The organism is Chlorogloeopsis sp. ULAP01 (assembly GCF_030381805.1).
Classification (GTDB): Bacteria; Cyanobacteriota; Cyanobacteriia; order Cyanobacteriales; family Nostocaceae; genus Chlorogloeopsis.
This window is the reverse complement of record NZ_JAUDRH010000010.1, coordinates 126,238-146,035: the sequence shown is the minus strand read 5'-3', so window position 1 is coordinate 146,035 and position 19,798 is coordinate 126,238. Positions and strand designations below refer to the sequence as shown.

Sequence of the window (19,798 nt, the reverse complement as noted above, 5' to 3'; positions counted from 1 at the left end):
GACTACTGAAACAATTTTTGCACCCACTCTAACTGGGAAGTTTCTTTAACGATAAGAAAAATACCCAGTCCTAAAAGTAACATTAAGCCTGTTTGCATTACACCTTCTTGAACGCGAGTAGGCAAAGGTTTACCACGCAATCCTTCAATCATCAGAAAAGCGAGTTGTCCTCCATCTAATGCTGGTAGAGGCAAGATATTGATGATGGCTAGGTTAATGCTAATCAAAGCAGCGAAGTAGAACAAACTACCCGTGTCATTCTGGGCGATGCTAGCACCAATCTCGACAATTTTAACTGGCCCAGCCACTTGACTAGCAGTTTCGCCAAAATTGGTTACTAATTGCTTAAAACCCTGAAATGTCATGACAATAATGCGCTGAAATTCTCTAGCGCCAAAGTTTAAAGCTTCGACTGGGTTATTAACTCGACGACGTACAACTTTACCGTTAGGGGCAAGTCCAACACCTATGCTACCTCCATTTGGTTTCGCTTCAGGAGTAACGCTCAAAGACAGTCTTTCGTTGCCACGAGCTATTTCTAGTTGAATTGGCTTGCCTGCACTAGTTTTAATTATTTCCCTTAAAGCTTCTATTTCTTGCAGTGATGTACCAAATTCTCTGTTATTAGCTGCTACAATCACATCTTTTGGCTTAATTCCGGCATCAGATGCAACTGTACTTACTTCTGGTGCTAATTGTTGGATATAAACTCCCGGTTGACTTGCTTGGGAAATACCAACCAAGTTTACCTGTGCAACCAATAGGAAGTAAGCAAAGATTAAATTTGCTATCACTCCGGCGCTGATGACGATCGCCCGATCTAAAATAGGACGGTTACGCAGCAAGTTGGGGTCATTAGGCGGAATATCACTATCTGGATCATCATCAGGAAAGCCAACAAAGCCCCCCAAAGGAAACGCCCGTACAGCATATTCAGTTTCTGTCCCTTGATACTTCCAAAGAATAGGGCCAAACCCTAGAGAAAAACGGTTAACGTGAATACCTTGGGATCTTGCTGCAATGAAATGTCCCAGTTCGTGTACTAGGATAAGAACAGCTAAGACTGCGATCGCCGCGAAAACTGACATAGATAAATATTTGTGAACTAATTTAACTATACTTTTCTCTATTTTAGAATGAGTACCAGTCTACCATTGGTCTGCAAAAGAGTATATTTTCAGGCTATTTACGCTAATTCCTGAGGCTGAGTGGTAAATAAGGAATTTCTACGAACAGGTAAATTTTTGATATTTTGCCTGTCTTGAGGCAAAGATACACAAAGAGAATCCGCTCAGAGTAGAATGCACAAAAAAGGTGATCGCACTCATACGCAGTTCAATAAATTATCTTTTCAAATATATTGGTATTAATAAACTCGCACTGCGATTTTCTCGTTCCCAGGCTCCAGTCTGGGAACTCAATTTGGGAGGTTCTACCTCTAGTGATTCCGAGAAGCGGAGCCTCTAAGATGGCATTCTTTGCTAGAAGCAAGGAACAAGTCATGATGAACGAGCCACTGAAGAGAATAAAAAACTCATGTGCAAGTTTCAGAACTTCATCAACGAGTATTAGAACCTGATTAACGAGTCTTTTATCTTCATCAACGAGTATTAGAAACTTGATTAACGAGTCTTTTTTTCTCGTCACCGAGTGTCAGAACCTGATGAATGAGTTCACACACCCAAGTAAAGTGGACAATTCCCGCAAATTTACAATACCTCACGCCCTAGATAAGGTTGTAGTGCTTCTGGTATCTGCACCGTACCATCCTGTTGCTGATAATTTTCTAAAATTGCTGCCATTGTTCGCCCTACAGCCAAGCCAGAACCATTGAGAGTATGTACTAACTGCGTTCCTTTCTTGCCCGCTTCTTTGAAGCGAATCTCCGCTCGTCGCGCTTGGAAATCTATAAAATTGGAACAACTGGAAATTTCTCGGTATTTACCAGAAGAAGGAAGCCAAACTTCTAAATCATATGTTTTAGTTGCAGAAAATCCTAAATCACCAGTGCATAATTCGATGACTCGGTAGGGTAACTTTAGTGCCTGTAAAATTGTTTCTGCATTGCCCACTAATTTTTCCAGTTCATCAAAGGAAGTGCTGGGATGGACAAACTTTACCAATTCCACTTTATTAAATTGGTGTAAGCGAATTAATCCCCGCATATCTCGTCCGTAACTCCCAGCTTCACGACGAAAACAGGGAGTGTAAGCACAGTGGTAGATAGGCAAGTCTTCAGCAGCAAGAATTTCACCACGATAAAGGTTGGTAACAGGTACTTCCGCCGTGGGAGTGAGCCACAAGTCATCTTCAGCGCATTTAAAGCTTTCTTCAGCAAACTTGGGTAATTGTCCAGTCGCCGTCAGAGAGGCGCTATTAATTAAAAATGGAGGAATGACTTCTACATAACCTGCTGCAATTTGGCGATCGAGCATAAACTGAATTAATGCCCTTTCCAATGCTGCACCAGCACCAATTAAGGTAACAAAGCGACTTTGAGCAACTTTAACAGCTCGTTCGACGTTGAGAATTCCCAACTTTTCGCCAATTTCCCAGTGGGGGAGAATATCCTGATTTTGCGGAATATACTCATCACCCCATCGCCGTACCTCAACATTATCTTCCTCGCTCTTGCCAATGGGTGTGTAATCGCTAGGCAGATTAGGAAGTGCAAGTACAAGCTCTTGGAGTTTGGCGATAATTTCTTTTTCCTGCGGCTCCAGTTCACTTAATGTAGCCTTAATGGAATTACCTTCTTCTCGCAAGGCTTGAACTTCTGGATCTTGAGGATTGGTACCTGATTTAATTTTTTGCCCAACCAGTTTACCAATTTCGTTACTGCGTGCCTGGAGTTGACTGCGCTTTACTTCTAATTCACGTTGCTGTTTATTCAACTCTACAATTGGCTGAATATCGTAGTTACCACCACGAGTATTCAACCTTTCCTGAACAAATTGTGGATTCTCCCGTATTTGCTTAATATCCAGCACAGGTTTTTCTCAATTGTTAGCCTACTATCTTCATTTACCACACATCAGCATATTGTATTTTTGATTGGTAATGACTGCTAAAACTAAGTTTCTTAAAGACAAAAAATTTTGCCCCAACATTACTGCCGGGGCTACTACACTACTAATTTCTATGCTGGGTTGGCTGTGGAATAGAAAGAGCATTGGTTATTCATTTGTCATTTTTATCGCTGCGGTTTCTTGAGTAGCTTCCGAATGTTTAACCATACCATTACTGCTCATCTGATTCAGACTATACCGATTACTCACCAATAATTGCTCGTCTTCTTTAGAATTTGTCGGCGAGGGTAGCCAGTATGCAAGTACGCTGGATAAGCCACCCCAATACAAAGCTAAATTATCCTTATCGCGCTGAAAACCAATCTGTACGACACAAAGTAAAATCACCACTGCACTAAAGAAAACCTGTACGCCAAATGTCCATGTTTTATGATTATTCATAGTAGAAGACCTACAATTTTTAGTAATAATTTTGTACTATTTCTGTCTTCATCCATTAGTAGGATGTTTGTTTAATTAATCTGTATTAGTCTTCACACCTAGAATTCATAGTTTCGGAAAAGTACAATTTTACTTTTAGTTAATTCAGAACAAAACTAAAGATACAGGCGAAAAAATGAGTTTCAATTACCTAAATTTTTCTATGCTGGACTTAACGGGTAACGCGATTAAGTAGCCAAATAGATCCTACAAGACCGGCAAAGTGGGCTGAAACCGTATTTGTATTTGCCTGCACCACTAACATATCCAATCCACTGATAATACGATTGGGATCAAATAATTGGGTAGTAATTGCTTGGGGAGATATAGATCTTGCTACCAGAGTTCCGACGATCGCCTGCGCTCCTAAAAGCGTTAACAACATTCCGATCAAATTCACCATTAGTCCCAGCCGCAAAACTTGCACTGTTTCCAATTTGCCGGGGTGGTTGCTGGGATTGGAAGACAAAAGTTGTCTGCCAATTCGTGTATAACGAAAAGCCAAATAAATACCCCCACCTAAGGTAACTAGTCCACAAACCGCCAAAAATACACCCAATCCATTACCCGGATTATTACTGGGGCTACCTGGTCTTTGGCTAAATACCGCAAATAACAAAACAATTATCGCAGAAACGACACCTAACACTAACTGAATCCAAAAGCTAATCCAACCAGTGAGGCGAAACACTTGGGCAATTGCTCGACGTCGAGAGGAAGATGATTGAGAGTCTACTGACATACTGATCACCTAATGTGCTGGGTGCTAAATAAGTTTACTATCATACTTCTTCAGATCATCTGGGAATGTCTCAAGTATAAAAATGCAACTATACATATTTGTGTATGTGTGTCAATAAATATAAGGATTGAAATACATAATTTTTAATCAGCATCATCATTGATGATTCGCACTGGGATTAACCTTGTAAAAAAAGTGTTTATTAAGTTTTACAGAAAAATTTTCATGCTACCTTTATTATTGCTAAGGCAACATTTTATGCTTAAGCAGTCCTCACATGCTCGGCATCACTTGACACCAAGACGACGGTTAAGCCGTTGTTTGTTTGCTCCTCACCACAATGCCTAAACCTTAGGATAGAAGTGCAAATTTTTGTACTTCCATAGCTGGCGCATTCATCTGGCGCTGTCTAGCGCCATTCCCCCGACTAAATAGTTTGGGTCATTTTTCGCAATTTGCGCTTTGCCAATTCCACCTAAGTTATATACTTAACCAAACCAGAGGGTAGCACTATATACTCCCTATCGGGATGGTAAGCTTAACCTCCAGGTATTATTTCAGTCATTCTTCACTCACCATGAAACTTGAGGATATATATAAGTTCTTTGAAAATCCTCCGCCAACTTACCTTTGTCAAGAACTAGCAGTTTGTTATATCTTGTACGTTGTACTACAAGGGGAGTCTTACGGAACCGAGTTAATCCAAAGATTGGAAGCTGAATATCCTAGCTATCGGCTTTCAGATACTGTTCTTTATAGTGCAATTAAATTTCTAGAAGACAACAAGGCAATCACAGGATACTGGAAAAAACTCGAAGGCAGAGGACGTCCCCGACGAATGTACCAAGTGTCTTCAGAATGGATATCACAAGCCCAGGATCTAGCTCGTCTATGGCAACAGTATATAAGTTAGGTAGAAGGTAATGGTAATTGATAATCGATAATGAATAAGTCCCCTCCATTCAAACAGTAACAATTTAGATATGGATACTGCTATTCTGCCATCCACGTTGCTGCTAACTTTATTGTTATCGGTAGGGCTGTTTTTCTTTATCCGTGCCTCTACCAAAGACCGCACAAAAGTAGTACAACTGGTATCTGAACAAGATGAAGCGACTTTAATGCCTCAATTAAAGGAGTATTTTCAAATGCGATCTTACCGAGTGGCAGCGGTAGATCCAGAAAAAAACCAGGTAATTTTTGAAGGTAATGTTCGTCCTAGTTGGTTTTTAACTGTATTTTTGACGCTGCTGGCGGCAGTAGGTATTCTTTGTCTATCACTAGTCTTGTCATTGCTTTTTCCTAGCCTTCACACTTTCTTTACAGGGTTAGTCCTGCTATCGCCTTTATGTGGATTTTTCTACTGGAAAAAAGCTGGAAAACTTGAGAAGGTGTTGCTAAAACTGGAACCAAACCAGAGTAAACCACACTTCTCAAGCAAAATCACTATCACAGCCCATCGCGATGAACTCATTGAGTTACAGAGGGCTTTGAAACTGAAGCTGTGTGAATAATTTCGAGATCCGGTAACCATCTGTAAATCAAAAATGATGTAGACTTTTGACCAAACTTTCAGAAAATGGACTTTAGGGAGGAAGAATAACAGTTTCTAAATTTAATCGCTATTCTCCACAACATTTGAATGGCTGTAGAGAGCAAGCCTTAATTTTTGACACATGGGCTTGGCTGTTATCACAATGATCTACTTTTTAGTATCCACTTAAATTAACTTATGTGGGCGATCACCTGAGAATAACTTTGACCTTAGCAAAGAATACGTTTATTCTTACTCCCTGGTACATTTTCATAACTACAAACTAAATCCCACAAATCATCTTGCTTTGCGGAATTCAATCGCCCAAGTCCAGACAGCTACCCCTACTGACAAATGCGCTGAAAACTAAAAAAATCATGAAGTTATTGAATATTCTTAGCATTTTGCCAGTTAATAAAAGTCAAAAGCTACATTCACTATCCACGCTCAACTCGATAGTTTATCGGCTTGCCACAGCCATAGGTTCTGGGCCTGAGGGATTTTCTAAAATTCTCAGACTTGGGAATAAGAAATGGTTCTCTTCTACATATTGAGCGCCAAATAATCCCTTCTCAGCCCAAAAATACCTGTCTGTGGTATGCTCGTTACGCTTTACTAGTAGTAAAGCGGGTGGCAAAATACCTTCAGCTTGAATGAATTTTCTGGCTGCCGTTACAGGTTTATCCTCGCCACTTTCAATGCTATATTGAGGCACATGTTCTAGAATGCGCCGCCCTTCTTGGCGACGACGGCTTTTCCGCTTCCGTCTCCTTGCCAACCTATTTTCCTCCTCTTTGCAAGCTACATATTGTAGTTATAGCTACAAAATCCGTCGTAATTATAAAAGTTCTAGTTTAAAAGATCAACAGTTTTTAAACTTTTGATACAACAAGCATATTTTTTTTGAGTGTAGATCAATAAAAAGTAGTCAAAGAATAATGCGCTGGATCGACGCAAAACCTAGATGATTTAGTTATGCTTTGTTACATAGAGAACTCCTGACTTAAAAGAGGGTGTAGGGGAGTCAGCCGCGTGAACGGGTTTCCCGACTTGAGCGGAATGGCGTTGTGGGGTGTAGTTTTCATGCTTGGTGATAAATTTTGTTCATCGGGACTGTTTTTCTTTCTTCTGTGAGATCTTACAAATTCTAAGCAAGAGCTAAAAAATGTTAATGTCTGCCAGTTCTGAGTTTGTTGTGCTGTGTCGAGAGCAAATGATGTTGTTAGCCCAAGGGTTAGGAGCGTCTTTAAGCGTTGTGTATTTAACACAAGAATTGGTAGAAGCTCCGGCGAATGAGGCGAAACTGGTTCCCGTAGTAGTTTATCCAGAAACAGCAGTCGGACGACAAGGATTAAATGCATTGGCGTTGCCAAATTTTAACCAAAAGTTACTAACAGCAGCACAGGAAATTTCTACTTCCTCACGGGAATTTGACACAGCAGATCCAACTGCATCAAACTCCCAACAGGAATTACTAAGTGGCGATCAGATTTTTCTGCCTCTAATCTATGAAGATGTGATGATGGGGTTATTAGTAACAGCTAGGGAAGATAGGGCATGGAATCAACAGGAGCGAAGTCAAATTGAGCGCATTGCCCAAACCCTGACAATAGCTTGTATTTTGGATCAGCGTCGAACATGGTTGGAGGTGCAGTTACATCAACAACAAATTTTGCAAGAAAAACAGCAGGACTTGCTGGATAATCTATTGCATCAATTTCGCAATCCATTAACGGCATTACGAACTTTTGGCAAACTGTTAATCAAGCGATTGCGAGCAGGAGATGCTAACACAGAGGTGGCAGAAAGTATAGTCAGAGAAAGCGATCGCCTACAAGAATTGCTGCAAAAATTCGATGAAGTGATTGACTTGAGTGCCGAAGATTTAGCACCTTTGAAACTACCAGAAAAGAACGAAGTATTTGTAGAGGCAACTATAGAAAAAGATAACAAACCTGTACTATTATTACCGGGTACGGGAGAGAAAAAAATAGAGTGTCATTTAACTGATGTATTGCAACCTCTGTTAGTCTCGGCTCAAGCAATAGCTCATGAGCGAAATTTAGAATTAATAACTAATATTCCGTTTAATCTGCCATTAGTAAGTATTAATCCCAAAGCATTAACAGAAGTGTTAAGCAATCTGATTGATAATGCTTTGAAATATACCCCCGCAGGTGGTAAAATATTGATTCAAGTAGGGCAAGAAAAAGATAATTTACAAGGAGTGGCTATTACTGATACCGGGCCAGGAATTCCACCTCAAGATATAGAGCATCTTGGTGAACGGCATTATCGGGGTGTACAAGCTAAAACCGAAATTCCTGGTACAGGTTTGGGGTTAGCAATAGCGAAACAGTTAGTAGAACAAATGCAGGGAAAAATTGAAGTTTTTAGTCCTGCTCTTACCTCAACAATTTCATCACCTCAAGCACCAGGAACTACTTTTATTGTTTGGGTGCCTGTTGTAAGTGGCTAATAGTTAATTGCTGAATGATATCTGCGACTAAAGTAAAAATTATGCGATCGCACTCATTTAATTTGAAGAGGCGATCGCATCTGAAGCTAAATTAAACTTAGTTAATTCTAATAGCGGGATAGAAGCAAATTGGATTCTAAAGTCAAATCCAAATCTCTTTGAGGATCGATAGAAACAACTTCCACTTCTCTTCTTCGCAGCAGAACACTTGCTAAAGCGCCAGCAGCACCACCCGCTATAGGTTCTAGAACTTCTATTCTGCGGTTACCTGTAATTAGTGAAATGACACTAGCAGCACCTGCACCAATAGCAGCGTCTGTTAATATTGTCCCTGTGTTAGCTCCTTTCTTAATCGTTTCTTTGGTAGTAACTATTTGAGAAGTTGCATCTATAGATTGCCGCCTGCCATCACGAAAAACTAGTTCTCTTGCTACAAATCGAGAACCTTTTTCACCATTTCTAGCAGTTGCAGGTTGCAGTTGTCCTTCAATTTCTGTTCCTTCTGGAATTAAAAGATTGCGATTGTTATCTACAATATTTCTTGCAACTATCAATTTTAAAGATGATGTTTCATTAGGAGTTACTAGAATTCTATCTTTTTCGTAGGTAACAGGAATTCTAACTCCACGAGGAATTGAAACTGTTCTTGATTGACTTGTAACTCGACTGCGATTAAAAAGTTCTGGTGTTTGTGCATTAGCACCAACGGGGGCAAACAAAGGCACAATTGTACCTGTAGTGATTGCCATTGCCATGACTGCGGCAGTTCCTGATTTCCAGTATAGTAAGCGATTCATAAGAAGTCCTTTTGTGTTTTTGCGTCTTACTTGTTTTGACGTGAATTTACTAATATTGTTTCTGATTTTTTAACCTATATATTTATACGTGACAAAGGTCATAGCACCAAAGTCATAGATAGTTTGTGAAGTACTATTTAAGCCTTGAGCTCATAATAATTTATATTTAATAAAAATAAACTTACTATTTATATAAAATGACGCAAATTTATTTAAATTTGTTCCTGATTCCTTATATTGTCTATCTCAGCAGATATATCTCAATCAATAGACTATAAGTTGGAAAATAGGGAACAAATGACAGGTAATATCAAGTCCGGCTAATTACTGACGATTACAATCTCTCCATGTTTATCTTAATGATAAGACTTTAAGCGGACATCATCTTCAGAGCGTCTACGGAAATAAATTTTCATCCTTTGTTGTAACTCTATCAACTGGTTTTCCTGTAAGGAACTTTCTAATGGGCTGGAAAGTCAGATCCAACTCATAGGCTAATGCAGCTTTGATACCTTAGAGAGACTAGTAAAGCGTTCGCTTTGTTGTAGCCTTCAACACTTATATTAATTTTAAAGGCAAACTTCTGAAGTTACGCCTACCGCACACATAAATCACTCATGTCGTAATTTAGTATTCAAGCTGACTGCAAACACGTACTTGTAAAGCTAAAGATAATGATTTGGAAGTACGTCAAATGTTACCTAAACTTTCTCAAACATGAAGTACAGAGTGTTGTTGCACTAAATTAAATGGATCTTGATGACACAAGCAACTCCTAACTATCATCAAACCCTGACGATTTGAATTCCCAAAATCCTCTCTGTTCCAGTTTTGCCAAGAGTAAAAAAGTAGGGAATACCAAAGAGTTTAATTTTTTCGCTGTCAGGGTAAAACAGCAACGCCTTCTCTCACCTACTAAACCTTGTGATTAAAATTTGCGGCTACCCCCTCCCCATTCTTTCTATGCTCTATCTTTCTAGTAAAAAAACTTCTGAATCTGTTGCCATCAAAAAAAGTTTATTAATCAACATAAGACTATACTGTTTATCCCTTGTTGCACCACCTCTGGCTATAGAAGCTGTTAAGGGTAGCTCAAGGATAAAGTTAATTCTCTCAGACTAGGTTTGATTTTTATATAACTATAGTAAAAAAGGGTAACTTAACAGGAAAAAATCTCTCATGCTATTGTTAACAATTGTAAAAATAGAGTCTTAAAGACTAGAAACATGATTTTTAGCTAGTTAGACTAGCAAACAGAGTATCTGTGCTGCTACTTATTAAAAAATGTGTGGTTTCTTTGCCTAGATGATTCCAGTACAACTCATCCTGAAAAACTTCCTCAGTTATCGTGATACGACTTTAGATTTTCGCGGATTGCATACTGCTTGTATTTGTGGATCCAATGGCGCGGGTAAATCTTCTTTGTTGGAAGCTATTACCTGGGCAATTTGGGGAGAAAGCAGAGCTGCTTCTGAAGATGATGTCATCCACACTGGTACAAAAGAAGTGCGGGTAGATTTCACCTTCAAAACAAGCGGGCAACAAACTTATCGAGTTATTCGCACCAGAGCGCGGGGTGGTAGTAGTGTTCTGGAATTTCAAATCGAAACGCCAAATGGTTTTCGTTCGCTCACTGGCAAAGGTGTCAGAGCGACGCAAGACATGATATTACAACATATAAAACTCGATTACGATACTTTTATTAATTCTGCTTACTTGCGTCAAGGTCGTGCAGATGAATTTATGCTCAAGCGCCCCAGCGAGCGCAAAGAAATATTAGCAGAGTTATTGAAACTTAATCAATATGATCAATTAGAAGAACGGGCAAAAGAATTATCGCGTCAGTTTAAAGCCAAAGCCGAAGAGTTAGAGCGTTCTTTAGAGTCGATGAAAACTCAACTGCAACAACAAGATGCGATCGCCCAAAAACGTGCTGAGTTAGAAAACGAACTGGAGCGGTTGCAACAGGTACAAGCTTTTGAAAATGTCCAATTACAAAGTTTGCAAGTTGTACAGCACCAACGCCAAAATTGGGAAGAGCAACTGAATTTTGTTAGACAACAATACCAAAATCTGACAGGAGATTGCGATCGCCTCGAACAAGAGCAAGCCAGCTCAAGAAGTCAGCTATCTTTGTTAGAAGAGTTATTAACTCAAGAACCCCAAATCAAAGCTGGATACGCTCAGTATCAAAGTCTGCAAACTCAAGAAGAAGCCATGAGCGCTAAATTTGCAGAATATACCCGTGCTGTTGCAACTCGTCAGCAAAAACAGCAACAGCTTACTAAACAAATTCACGATTTGGAACGGCAACAGCAACAAGCACAGGCGCAGTTGGAAGCTTTACAACAACAACAACAAGAAATTCAGCAAACTCTGAGCAAGTCAGGGGAAGTAGAAGCAGCTTTGGCACAATTAGCAGCAGCACGTCAGCATCTTGCTCAACTAGATGGGTTACAAATGCAAGTTGCTCCTTTGTTACAACAAAGGGCAACCTTACAAAGCCAAATAGATAGAACTCATGCCGGATTGGTAGCACGATTAGAGCAACTAGAAGCGACACAGAATCAATTGCAACTTTCACGGCGGCGTCAACCGCAACTACAACAAGCGGTAATGGAAGTAGCAGTAAAGATTGAGGAATTGGAGAAAAAGCGGGTATATTTGCAACGAGTTCAAGAAAAAGGACAGGAAAGGCGTCACTTTATTGAAAGATTGCAAGCTCACCAACGGGATTTTGAAAGGCTGTTGGGAGAATTAGAGCAAAAATTGCAAATGCTTCAGACTCCGAATGCTATTTGTCCTTTGTGTGAACGTCCTTTGGATGAACATCACTGGAATCGTGTGGTAGACAAAACTAAGACTGAGTATAAGGATACGGAAGAGCAGTTGTGGGTAGTGCGCGAACAAATGGCTGTTTCAGATCGGGAAATTCAGGTACTCAGGCAGGAATATCGGGAGATATCTCAGTTACTATCTCCTTATGATGGATTGCGCGAACAAAGGGGACAATTGGCAGCCCAGTTGCAAGCCACCACTGATGTCGAACAGCAAATACAACAGATTACCACAGAAAAGCAACAACTAGAGCGATCGCTACAAATTGGAGATTACGCTCATCATAAACAAGCCGAACTCCATGAGCTAGAACAATATCTGCAACAACTAAACTACAATGAACAAGACCATGCCCTAGCTCGTAATGAAGTGGAACGTTGGCGTTGGGCAGAAATTAAGCAAGGGCAGATTAAAGATGCAACTAAGCGAAAAGCACAAATTGCAGCACGTCAACCTGAACTAGAAGCACAAATTGCCCAATTGCAAGTCACCATTGGGCAGGCGGCATATGATTCTGAGTGTGCCAAAGAAATTGCAGCCTTAGATCGCTACATCAGTGAACTTGGTTACGATACAGAACAGCATAATAATCTACGAACCTCAGTCCGTCAAGCCCAAGCTTGGCAGTTGCGCCATCAACAACTACAAACTGCGCAACAACAATATCCACAAATTCAGACAAGAGCGCAAGAATTAGAGGTGGCTTTGCAAGCAAGATGGGTGGAACGGCAAAAACTCAAACATCAAATTGACAGTATCGTTCATCAACTCCAAGAAACTGCCAACCCGATCGCCCAAATTCAAACTTTAGAACAGCAGCTAGCAATTCGCAGACGCCAACTCGACGAACAACTCGCCCAAGTCGGGCGTTTAGAGCAGATGGCGCACCAGTTGGAAGTTGTCAAGAATCAATACGCACAACAGCAACAACAACTGCAAGAAGTCAAGCACCAATATCGTACTTATCAGGAATTAGCACAGGCATTTGGTAAAAACGGCATCCAGACACTGATGATTGAAAATGTCTTACCCCAACTAGAAGCGGAGACAAATCAACTACTTTCGCGCCTGAGTGCAAATCAGCTACACGTACAATTTGTCACTCAAAAAGCTGGACGTAGCGGTAAATCTACTAAGAAAAATAGTAAGTTGATTGATACTTTAGATATTTTGATTGCTGATGCTAGAGGCACACGAGCTTATGAAACTTACTCTGGTGGAGAAGCGTTTAGAATTAACTTTGCCATTCGTTTAGCCTTAGCAAAATTATTGGCACAAAGAGCAGGAGCGGCATTGCAAATGTTAATTGTAGACGAAGGCTTTGGTACCCAAGATAACGAAGGATGCGATCGCCTGATTGCAGCAATTAATGCGATCGCCCCCGATTTTGCCTGCATCCTCACTGTTACCCATATGCCCCATCTCAAAGAAGCTTTTGCTGCCCGCATAGAAGTTAATAAAACTCAGCAAGGATCACAGTTGCGTCTATTAGTTTAAATTTAAATAACAGCCGTATTTTTTCGGTTATAAAAATTGTAACAAATAATATATTATCAAAATCAATCTACTTAGTAAGCTGATTTTGTTTGTATTTTGAGATGGGGCTGTGCATTTTTGTCAGGAGGCACGCACAAAAGTAAAACAACTGAATAAAAGGCAGCTATGCAGGAGGCAGAAGGGAAGAAAGTTTTTGAATTAAATTAAGTATGGTAATAAATCATAAAAAAGATTACGCTCGTCAGAAAGACTTAAAGACTTTATTAGATCAAAAAAAAATCTTACGCCAAATACCTGTAGGGGTAATGCTATTGGGAGCAAAGGCAGAAATTTTATTTTGTAATGACATAGGTTGTAAATTGCTACAACGTTCAGAACAAGAATTATTGGGAACTACTGCTTTTGCCCATACCTGGCAAATTACCCAAGCAGACAATACAACTTTTGCTAACCCCAATCTACTACTTTCTCGACAAGAAAATCTGATTTTGGGTATTTCTGATCGCACTAACAGTGAACGGATTTGGTTGCTAGTGAATACGCAACCTCAGGATGATACAGAACAGGTAATTTGTACCTTTAGTAATATTATTGAACGGCAAAGCTGCGAATTAATCCTGCGTCACACCCACAATCGCTTAGAACAGCAAAATCAGGTGCTTTTGTCACTGGCAAAAAGTAGAAATTTGGCACAAGGCGATTTAAATGCCGCTTTAGACAAAATTACCGAAGCCGCCGCCACCACTCTTGGATTAGAACGTGTAAGTGTGTGGCACTACAATAGCGATCGCTCCAAAATTCACTGCCTCAACCTCTACGAGAAAACCCCTAATCGTCATAGCTGTGGATTAGAAATAAGGGCAGTTGACTATCCAGCATACTTCCAGGCTCTGGAAGCAGAGCGTAGCATTGCTGCCGATGACGCCTATACAGATCCGCGTACCTGTGAATTTGGCACAGCATATCTGCCCGCCGTTGGTGTTACATCTATGTTAGATGCACCAATTTGGATGGAAGGTGAAATGGTAGGCGTTGTCTGCCATGAATATACAGGTGGTGTGCGCCATTGGACTTTAGAAGAACAAAACTTCGCAGGTTGTATAGCAGACTTAGTAACTTTAGCGATTGAAGCAAACCAACGTCAAAAAGCTGAATCGGAACGTAAACAAACTGAAGTTGCTTTGGCGAAGCGGGAACATTACCTGGCAACACTGGTAGAAGCACAGCGACGGTTGCTGGCTGATGATACTGCTGGAAATTGTTATGCACACATCTTAGAATTACTTGGACAAGCATCAGGAGCAAGCCGCGTTTACTTGTTTGAGAACCACCAAAACGAAACAGGATGCTTACTTAGCAGTCAGCGTGCCGAGTGGTGTGCAAAAGACGTCAAACTAGAAATAGATAAACCCAAACTGCAAAACGTATCCTTGCAAAAAGTGCTTCCCCGTTGGGCAGAAGTTTTAGGAAAGGGTGAAATCATTGCAGGTATAGTCGCTGAATTTCCAGAATCAGAACGAGAAATTATTGCCTGCCAAGAAATTCTTTCTATCCTGCTTTTACCTTTAACTGTAAATAACAAATTTTGGGGTTTTATAGGCTTTGACAATCGTATGGAAGCACGTGCTTGGGATGCTTTAGAAGTAGATATGTTAGCAGCAGCAGTAGCAGCAGTAGCTTTGCACCAAGAACGAGCATTGGCAGAAAAAGCCCTGTCTGAGGCTAAAGATGAACTAGAAATGCAAGTTGACAAGCGGACAAAGGCTTTAAAAGATGCAAATGAACAATTATTAGTGGAAATTGTCGAACGCTCCTCTGTCGAACGCGCCCTGCAAGCAGCAGTTCAAGTGGCACAAAAGCACAGTTTAGAGTTACAGCAAGCCTTAGAAAACCTCAAAAATACTCAAACTCAGCTTGTGCAAAGCGAAAAAATGTCTTCTCTTGGTCAGATGGTAGCTGGTATTGCTCATGAAATCAACAATCCCATCAATTTTATTGTTGGTAACTTGGCACACGCCGAGCAATATATATCCAGCTTAATTGATATGTTGCACCTGTATCAAGAAAATTATCCTCAACCAGTCTCGACAATTGTTGAGCGATCGCAAGACATAGATTTTGACTTTGTAGTAATGGATCTGCCAAAGCTTTTAGAATCTATGCAAGCTGGTGCTAAACGTATTAGTAATATCGTCCTGTCTTTAAGAAACTTCTCGCGTCTTGACGAAGCGGAGATGAAACGAGTTAATCTGCATGAAGGCATTGACAGTACCTTATTAATTTTGCAGCACCGACTCAAAGATAATCTTCGCCATCCTCAAATTGAAATTATTAAAGAATACGGCGACTTGCCTGCTGTTGAGTGCTATCCAGGCAAGCTCAACCAAGTCTTTATGAATATTCTTAATAATGCAATTGATGCATTAGAGGGATTAGGGACTAAAGACTGGGGATTAGGAAGAGGAGGAGGGGGGAGAGGGAGAGAAACAGATAAGGAAGATAGGGAAGATGGGGGAGAGAAAAACTCCCTATACTCCGCTTCTCCCCACGCCCTTCTTCAAACTTCTCACACTTCCCAATCACCAGTACCCAATACCCAATACCAAGTTCCACAAATTCGTATTCGTACAGAAATTGCTTCTCCGGGTAGAGTTCGTGTCAAAATAGCTGATAATGGGGCTGGAATGAGCGAACAAGTCAAAGCACGAATATTCGATCCGTTTTTTACTACAAAACCCGTGGGTAGTGGTGTTGGCTTGGGATTATCGGTTAGTTACCAAATTGTTGTCGAAAATCACAAAGGTGTTTTGAGCTGCACTTCAACACCAGAGCAAGGAGCAGAATTTATAATTGAAATTCCGATTCGGCAGACAAGTGCTGTTTAGGATATTGTGGAGAATGCGATCGCATTCTCCATTCCCTCTTCCTAATTACAGTAATCTAAGCAGAAAGCCCATGAGGGACAATCGCACAGCGACGTGTCCCGTCCTTTAGGCATGGGATGAATGCGTTGCACCTTTAGGTGCAGTCTATCTTGTTTTTTGAGTGGCAATATACCTTTTAATTGTTTCACTAGAAGCATCTCCAACAGTGCTACAAAAATAACTTCTAGTCCACATCGAAGGAAGTTTTAACAAGTGTGGAAATTCTTGTCTGAGTACTCTTGAAGTATAACCTTTTAGCCTAAACATTATTTGGTCTGGTGCTAAAGTAGGCGGACAACAAAGAAATAGATGTACATGGTCTTCCATGATTTCAAGAGCTATGATTTCACAATCTAGTTCTTTTGTTTTTTCATACAACAATTCTTCAAGTCGTTTAGCCACATCTCCAACAAGAACTTTTTTCCGTCTTTTAGGAATCCAAACAAAGTGATAGTTAATTAAAGTAACAGATGTTGTTTTATGTCGATATTTGTCATGCATTTTAAAATTATAATAAAGTTATGGTCAATAGCTTGCACTTATCAACCATATTGTACTATATTAGATTTATCGTCAACAGGTCGAAGCGATGCTAGTTTTAGAAGTTAAGTTAAAAGGTAAACAAAGTCAGTACAACTCAATAGATGAAGCCATTAGGACTGCTCTGTTTATCCGTAACAAGGCTCTAAGACATTGGATGGATAACAAAGATGTTGGCAAGAACGACCTTCAAAAGCTTTGTGCTGTTTTAGCTAAAGAATTTGATTTTGCCAACAAGCTTAACTCTATGGCACGTCAAGCTTCTGCTGATAGAGCTTGGTCAGCAATTAAGCGTTTTTATGATAATTGCAAAGCTAAAAAGGCTGGTAAAAAAGGGTTTCCACGATTCAAAAAGCGTGGACATTCTGTAGAGTATAAAACCACAGGATACAAGCTTTCTGCTGACAAAAAACACATTATATTCACTGATGACTTGAATATTGGCAAGCTCAAGTTAATTGGTACTCGTGAATTAAGTTTCTACTCTGTTAAGCAGATTAAGCGTGTCAGAATAGTTAAGCGTGCTGATGGTTATTATTGTCAATTCTGTGTTGACGTTGAACGTAAAGAACAGCATCAACACAATGGTAATCAAGTTGGAATTGATGTGGGTTTAGAGTTTTTCTACACTGATTCTAATGGTAGAACAGTAGATAATCCTAGACTGATGCGTAAAGCTGAGAAGTCTTTAAAACGCAAACAACGTCAAGTTTCAAAAAGTAAAAAAGGTTCGCTTAATCGTCGTAAAGCTGTTAAGAGATTAGCTAAGAAGCACCTCAAGGTAAGTAGACAGCGTAAAGATTTTGCAGTTAAGACTGCAAGAGCGCTTGTCCAATCTAACGACTTGGTAGTCTATGAGGACTTGCAGGTGAAGAATATGGTCAAGAACCATCATCTAGCTAAATCTATCTGTGATGCATCATGGTCATTGTTTACTGATTGGGTGGACTACTACACCAAAGTTTTTGATACTTGGTCGATCGCAGTTGCACCCCACTACACTAGTCAAGACTGTTCTGTTTGCGGGACACGAGTTAAAAAATCGTTGTCTACTCGTACCCACAAATGCACAAATTGTGGAACAGTCATGCACCGTGACCACAATGCCGCTAAACAAATATTGGCGAAAGGATTAAAAAGTACCGTAGGGCATACGGAATCTAAAGCTTCTGGACAGAACGACCTCTATCTAGGTGGGGAAACTCCTCTAGACAAGTTGGCTGGATGAGAGAAGAATCCCGTCGCCTTCAGGCACGGGAGTGTCAATTCAACTTAAACTCATCAAATTTAATCACTTCCCCATCCGGCTTGCGCGTATCAAAACGATAGCTACTTACTGTACCTGTAGCCGTATCAAAAATGCTGAAAGCTGTGATGTCATTACTGGAAATATACGGCATCGGTTGCCCATCATCATTTAATATCGGCGCAATTGTTGGCACTACTGGTTCTAAACCATATGGATCGCCAATTGCTATGTAATCTTGACTATGCCAAAGTGGTAAGTTCTTGCGCTTTTTATCTCCATAAGCAGCACCATAGGAGTTACCGACATTAGAAGTTTCTATAAAGTGCATTCCCGAAGAACTATAAAAGCGATTCCATAAATGCGAATGCCCAAAAAATACTAACTGCACTCCAGCCGCTTCCAAAAGTGGCAATACATCGCGAATTATATAGTCTGCTTGTTTGGGATATTCGTAACGCACTGCCTTAATCTTGTCACCTTCATCCCGTTCTATTATCTGTACTGGGTCTGTATAAGCAGGTATAATATTATCTCCTAAAGTATGGGGCGGATGATGCAGCATTACCACTTTATACTTAGCTTGTTTAAACTCAAGAGTGTTGAGTTCTTGTACTAACCAGTCGTACTGTTTGCTACCTTTGGCAATCGGCTCATAAATATGCTGTCCGTAACCCCAATTTTCAGGATTATTTAATTCTGTTTCCGGCTCGCCGTATTTTCCCTTGTGTCCGTCATCACTACTACTATAACGCCACATATTTGTAGCGTATAGCACAACTAAACGCACATCACCAAAGCTGACTGCGTAGTAAGTTTTTCCAACTTCTTTACTCTGTGGTAGGGTAAAAATTTCTTCGTAAGTATCGGTATTAAAAGAATTATCTTTTAGAAATGCTTCTCCGTACAAATGTAGGGCAACATTACGGGGAATTGTATCGTTAAATTCTGCGTTTAAACTCTCTTCTTTAGCAAAGCGCCCCATAATCTCGTGATTACCAATGCAAGTAAACATTGGTGCATATTGAATAATCGCTCCTCCTGTATAGTTTGTTTTTTGGTTATTGTATGACATTTCATAATTTGCACGACCTTGCAAACAAGGAAAAAACGCACCACCACGATTATCATCAAACCATTCGCTAGCGCGATCGGGGATATTTGCCAAGTCACCCGCAAACCAAACTGCATCTACTTGCCCAATTGTTTCTACCACCTTTTGTAAATTGGCTGCCACCATCGGCTTGATTTGATGATCAGAGGTGAGGAGAATTTTCAATGGTGTGCCGGGAGTAGGATTTGGTGCAAGATTAAATACATTACTACTAACACTTTCGCCATCTTCACGTACACTTGTAACTCGATAAGAAGTTTTTTTGTCAGGAGTTAAGTTAATTACTTCAGCCTCGTGTCGCCAAATGTGACGTTTAACGGGATATTGATAAATTTGCCCATCTTGAGTTTGACTTCCCACACGTGATTGTTGATCTTCACGAGTGCGAGTTAGTTTAGAAGTTTTGGCAAAGACAGTTTGAGTCAAATGCTCACCGTAAGAAACCATGTGTTCGTAACCAGCAAACTCGGTAAACCATACAACTCTTACAGAAGTTGAGGTTGGCAGTTGCAAAAATGGATCGGTGAGCAACTGAGGTGGCAATTTCATAAGCTGTCGTGTATATAATTGCTGATTTA

General features: G+C 40.2%; 15 protein-coding genes. 6 read left to right on the top strand and 9 right to left on the bottom strand.

The genetic code is table 11. The features are described 5' to 3' along the window. Nucleotides 1-2: 2 nt before the first annotated feature. From rseP to QUB80_RS20345, 5 genes are all read right to left on the bottom strand, one after another. Complete coding sequence (gene rseP / locus QUB80_RS20365) at nt 3-1,088, bottom strand: RIP metalloprotease RseP (protein WP_289791337.1); 1,086 nt, start codon at nt 1,086-1,088, stop codon at nt 3-5. Between the two features lie 621 nt (nt 1,089-1,709). Further along, nucleotides 1,710-2,990 (bottom strand): serine--tRNA ligase, encoded by a 1,281-nt coding sequence (serS, locus tag QUB80_RS20360; RefSeq protein ID WP_289791336.1) that lies wholly within the window; start codon nt 2,988-2,990, stop codon nt 1,710-1,712. 30 nt (nt 2,991-3,020) lie between these two features. Further along, the gene (locus QUB80_RS20355) at nt 3,021-3,173 is read right to left on the bottom strand and encodes a hypothetical protein (RefSeq protein ID WP_289791335.1); all 153 of its coding nucleotides are present in this window, start codon (nt 3,171-3,173) and stop codon (nt 3,021-3,023) included. A gap of 3 nt (nt 3,174-3,176) precedes the next feature. Then, a complete protein-coding gene (locus QUB80_RS20350) occupies nt 3,177-3,470 on the bottom strand; it encodes a hypothetical protein (protein ID WP_289791334.1) in 294 nt (97 codons plus the stop codon). A 211-nt stretch (nt 3,471-3,681) separates the two neighbouring features. Further along, on the bottom strand, nt 3,682-4,251 hold the full coding sequence (locus tag QUB80_RS20345) for a DUF3611 family protein (protein ID WP_289791333.1): 570 nt from the start codon (nt 4,249-4,251) through the stop codon (nt 3,682-3,684). A gap of 577 nt (nt 4,252-4,828) precedes the next feature. Between QUB80_RS20345 and QUB80_RS20340 the strand changes: the two genes are divergently transcribed. Both QUB80_RS20340 and QUB80_RS20335 read left to right on the top strand, forming a co-directional pair. Then, nucleotides 4,829-5,164 carry a PadR family transcriptional regulator gene (locus tag QUB80_RS20340; protein ID WP_289791332.1) on the top strand — a complete coding sequence of 112 codons (336 nt, stop codon included), beginning with the start codon at nt 4,829-4,831 and terminating at the stop codon, nt 5,162-5,164. A gap of 70 nt (nt 5,165-5,234) precedes the next feature. Further along, nucleotides 5,235-5,765 carry a cofactor assembly of complex C subunit B gene (locus tag QUB80_RS20335; RefSeq protein ID WP_289791331.1) on the top strand — a complete coding sequence of 177 codons (531 nt, stop codon included), beginning with the start codon at nt 5,235-5,237 and terminating at the stop codon, nt 5,763-5,765. A gap of 480 nt (nt 5,766-6,245) precedes the next feature. Here the strand turns inward: QUB80_RS20335 and QUB80_RS20330 are convergent, their stop codons facing one another. After that, nucleotides 6,246-6,563, bottom strand: coding sequence for a DUF3155 domain-containing protein (locus QUB80_RS20330; protein WP_289791330.1), 318 nt, complete (start codon nt 6,561-6,563; stop codon nt 6,246-6,248). A gap of 387 nt (nt 6,564-6,950) precedes the next feature. Here QUB80_RS20330 and QUB80_RS20325 point away from each other — a divergent pair, with 387 nt between their 5' ends. After that, complete coding sequence (locus tag QUB80_RS20325) at nt 6,951-8,264, top strand: sensor histidine kinase (RefSeq protein ID WP_289791329.1); 1,314 nt, start codon at nt 6,951-6,953, stop codon at nt 8,262-8,264. 107 nt (nt 8,265-8,371) lie between these two features. Here QUB80_RS20325 and QUB80_RS20320 read toward each other — a convergent pair whose 3' ends face one another. After that, nucleotides 8,372-9,061 carry a conjugal transfer protein TrbI gene (locus QUB80_RS20320; RefSeq protein WP_289791328.1) on the bottom strand — a complete coding sequence of 230 codons (690 nt, stop codon included), beginning with the start codon at nt 9,059-9,061 and terminating at the stop codon, nt 8,372-8,374. Nucleotides 9,062-10,366: 1,305 nt separating this feature from the next. Here QUB80_RS20320 and sbcC point away from each other — a divergent pair. Both sbcC and QUB80_RS20310 read left to right on the top strand, forming a co-directional pair. Beyond that, nucleotides 10,367-13,396, top strand: a complete 3,030-nt coding sequence (sbcC, locus tag QUB80_RS20315) for an exonuclease subunit SbcC (RefSeq protein ID WP_289791327.1) — start codon at nt 10,367-10,369, stop codon at nt 13,394-13,396. Nucleotides 13,397-13,605: 209 nt separating this feature from the next. Beyond that, nucleotides 13,606-16,281 (top strand): GAF domain-containing protein, encoded by a 2,676-nt coding sequence (locus QUB80_RS20310; protein WP_289791326.1) that lies wholly within the window; start codon nt 13,606-13,608, stop codon nt 16,279-16,281. A gap of 144 nt (nt 16,282-16,425) precedes the next feature. On the opposite strand, the gene tnpA is transcribed toward QUB80_RS20310, so the two are convergent. Then, nucleotides 16,426-16,821: an IS200/IS605 family transposase gene (gene tnpA / locus QUB80_RS20305; RefSeq protein ID WP_289791325.1), complete on the bottom strand. Its 396-nt coding sequence runs from the start codon at nt 16,819-16,821 to the stop codon at nt 16,426-16,428. 88 nt (nt 16,822-16,909) lie between these two features. On the opposite strand from tnpA, the gene QUB80_RS20300 reads away from it, so the two are divergent. Next, the gene (locus tag QUB80_RS20300) at nt 16,910-18,088 is read left to right on the top strand and encodes an RNA-guided endonuclease InsQ/TnpB family protein (RefSeq protein ID WP_289791324.1); all 1,179 of its coding nucleotides are present in this window, start codon (nt 16,910-16,912) and stop codon (nt 18,086-18,088) included. A gap of 34 nt (nt 18,089-18,122) precedes the next feature. Here the strand turns inward: QUB80_RS20300 and QUB80_RS20295 are convergent, their stop codons facing one another. Continuing rightward, a complete protein-coding gene (locus QUB80_RS20295; protein ID WP_289791323.1) occupies nt 18,123-19,769 on the bottom strand; it encodes a purple acid phosphatase family protein in 1,647 nt (548 codons plus the stop codon). Nucleotides 19,770-19,798 lie beyond the last annotated feature (29 nt).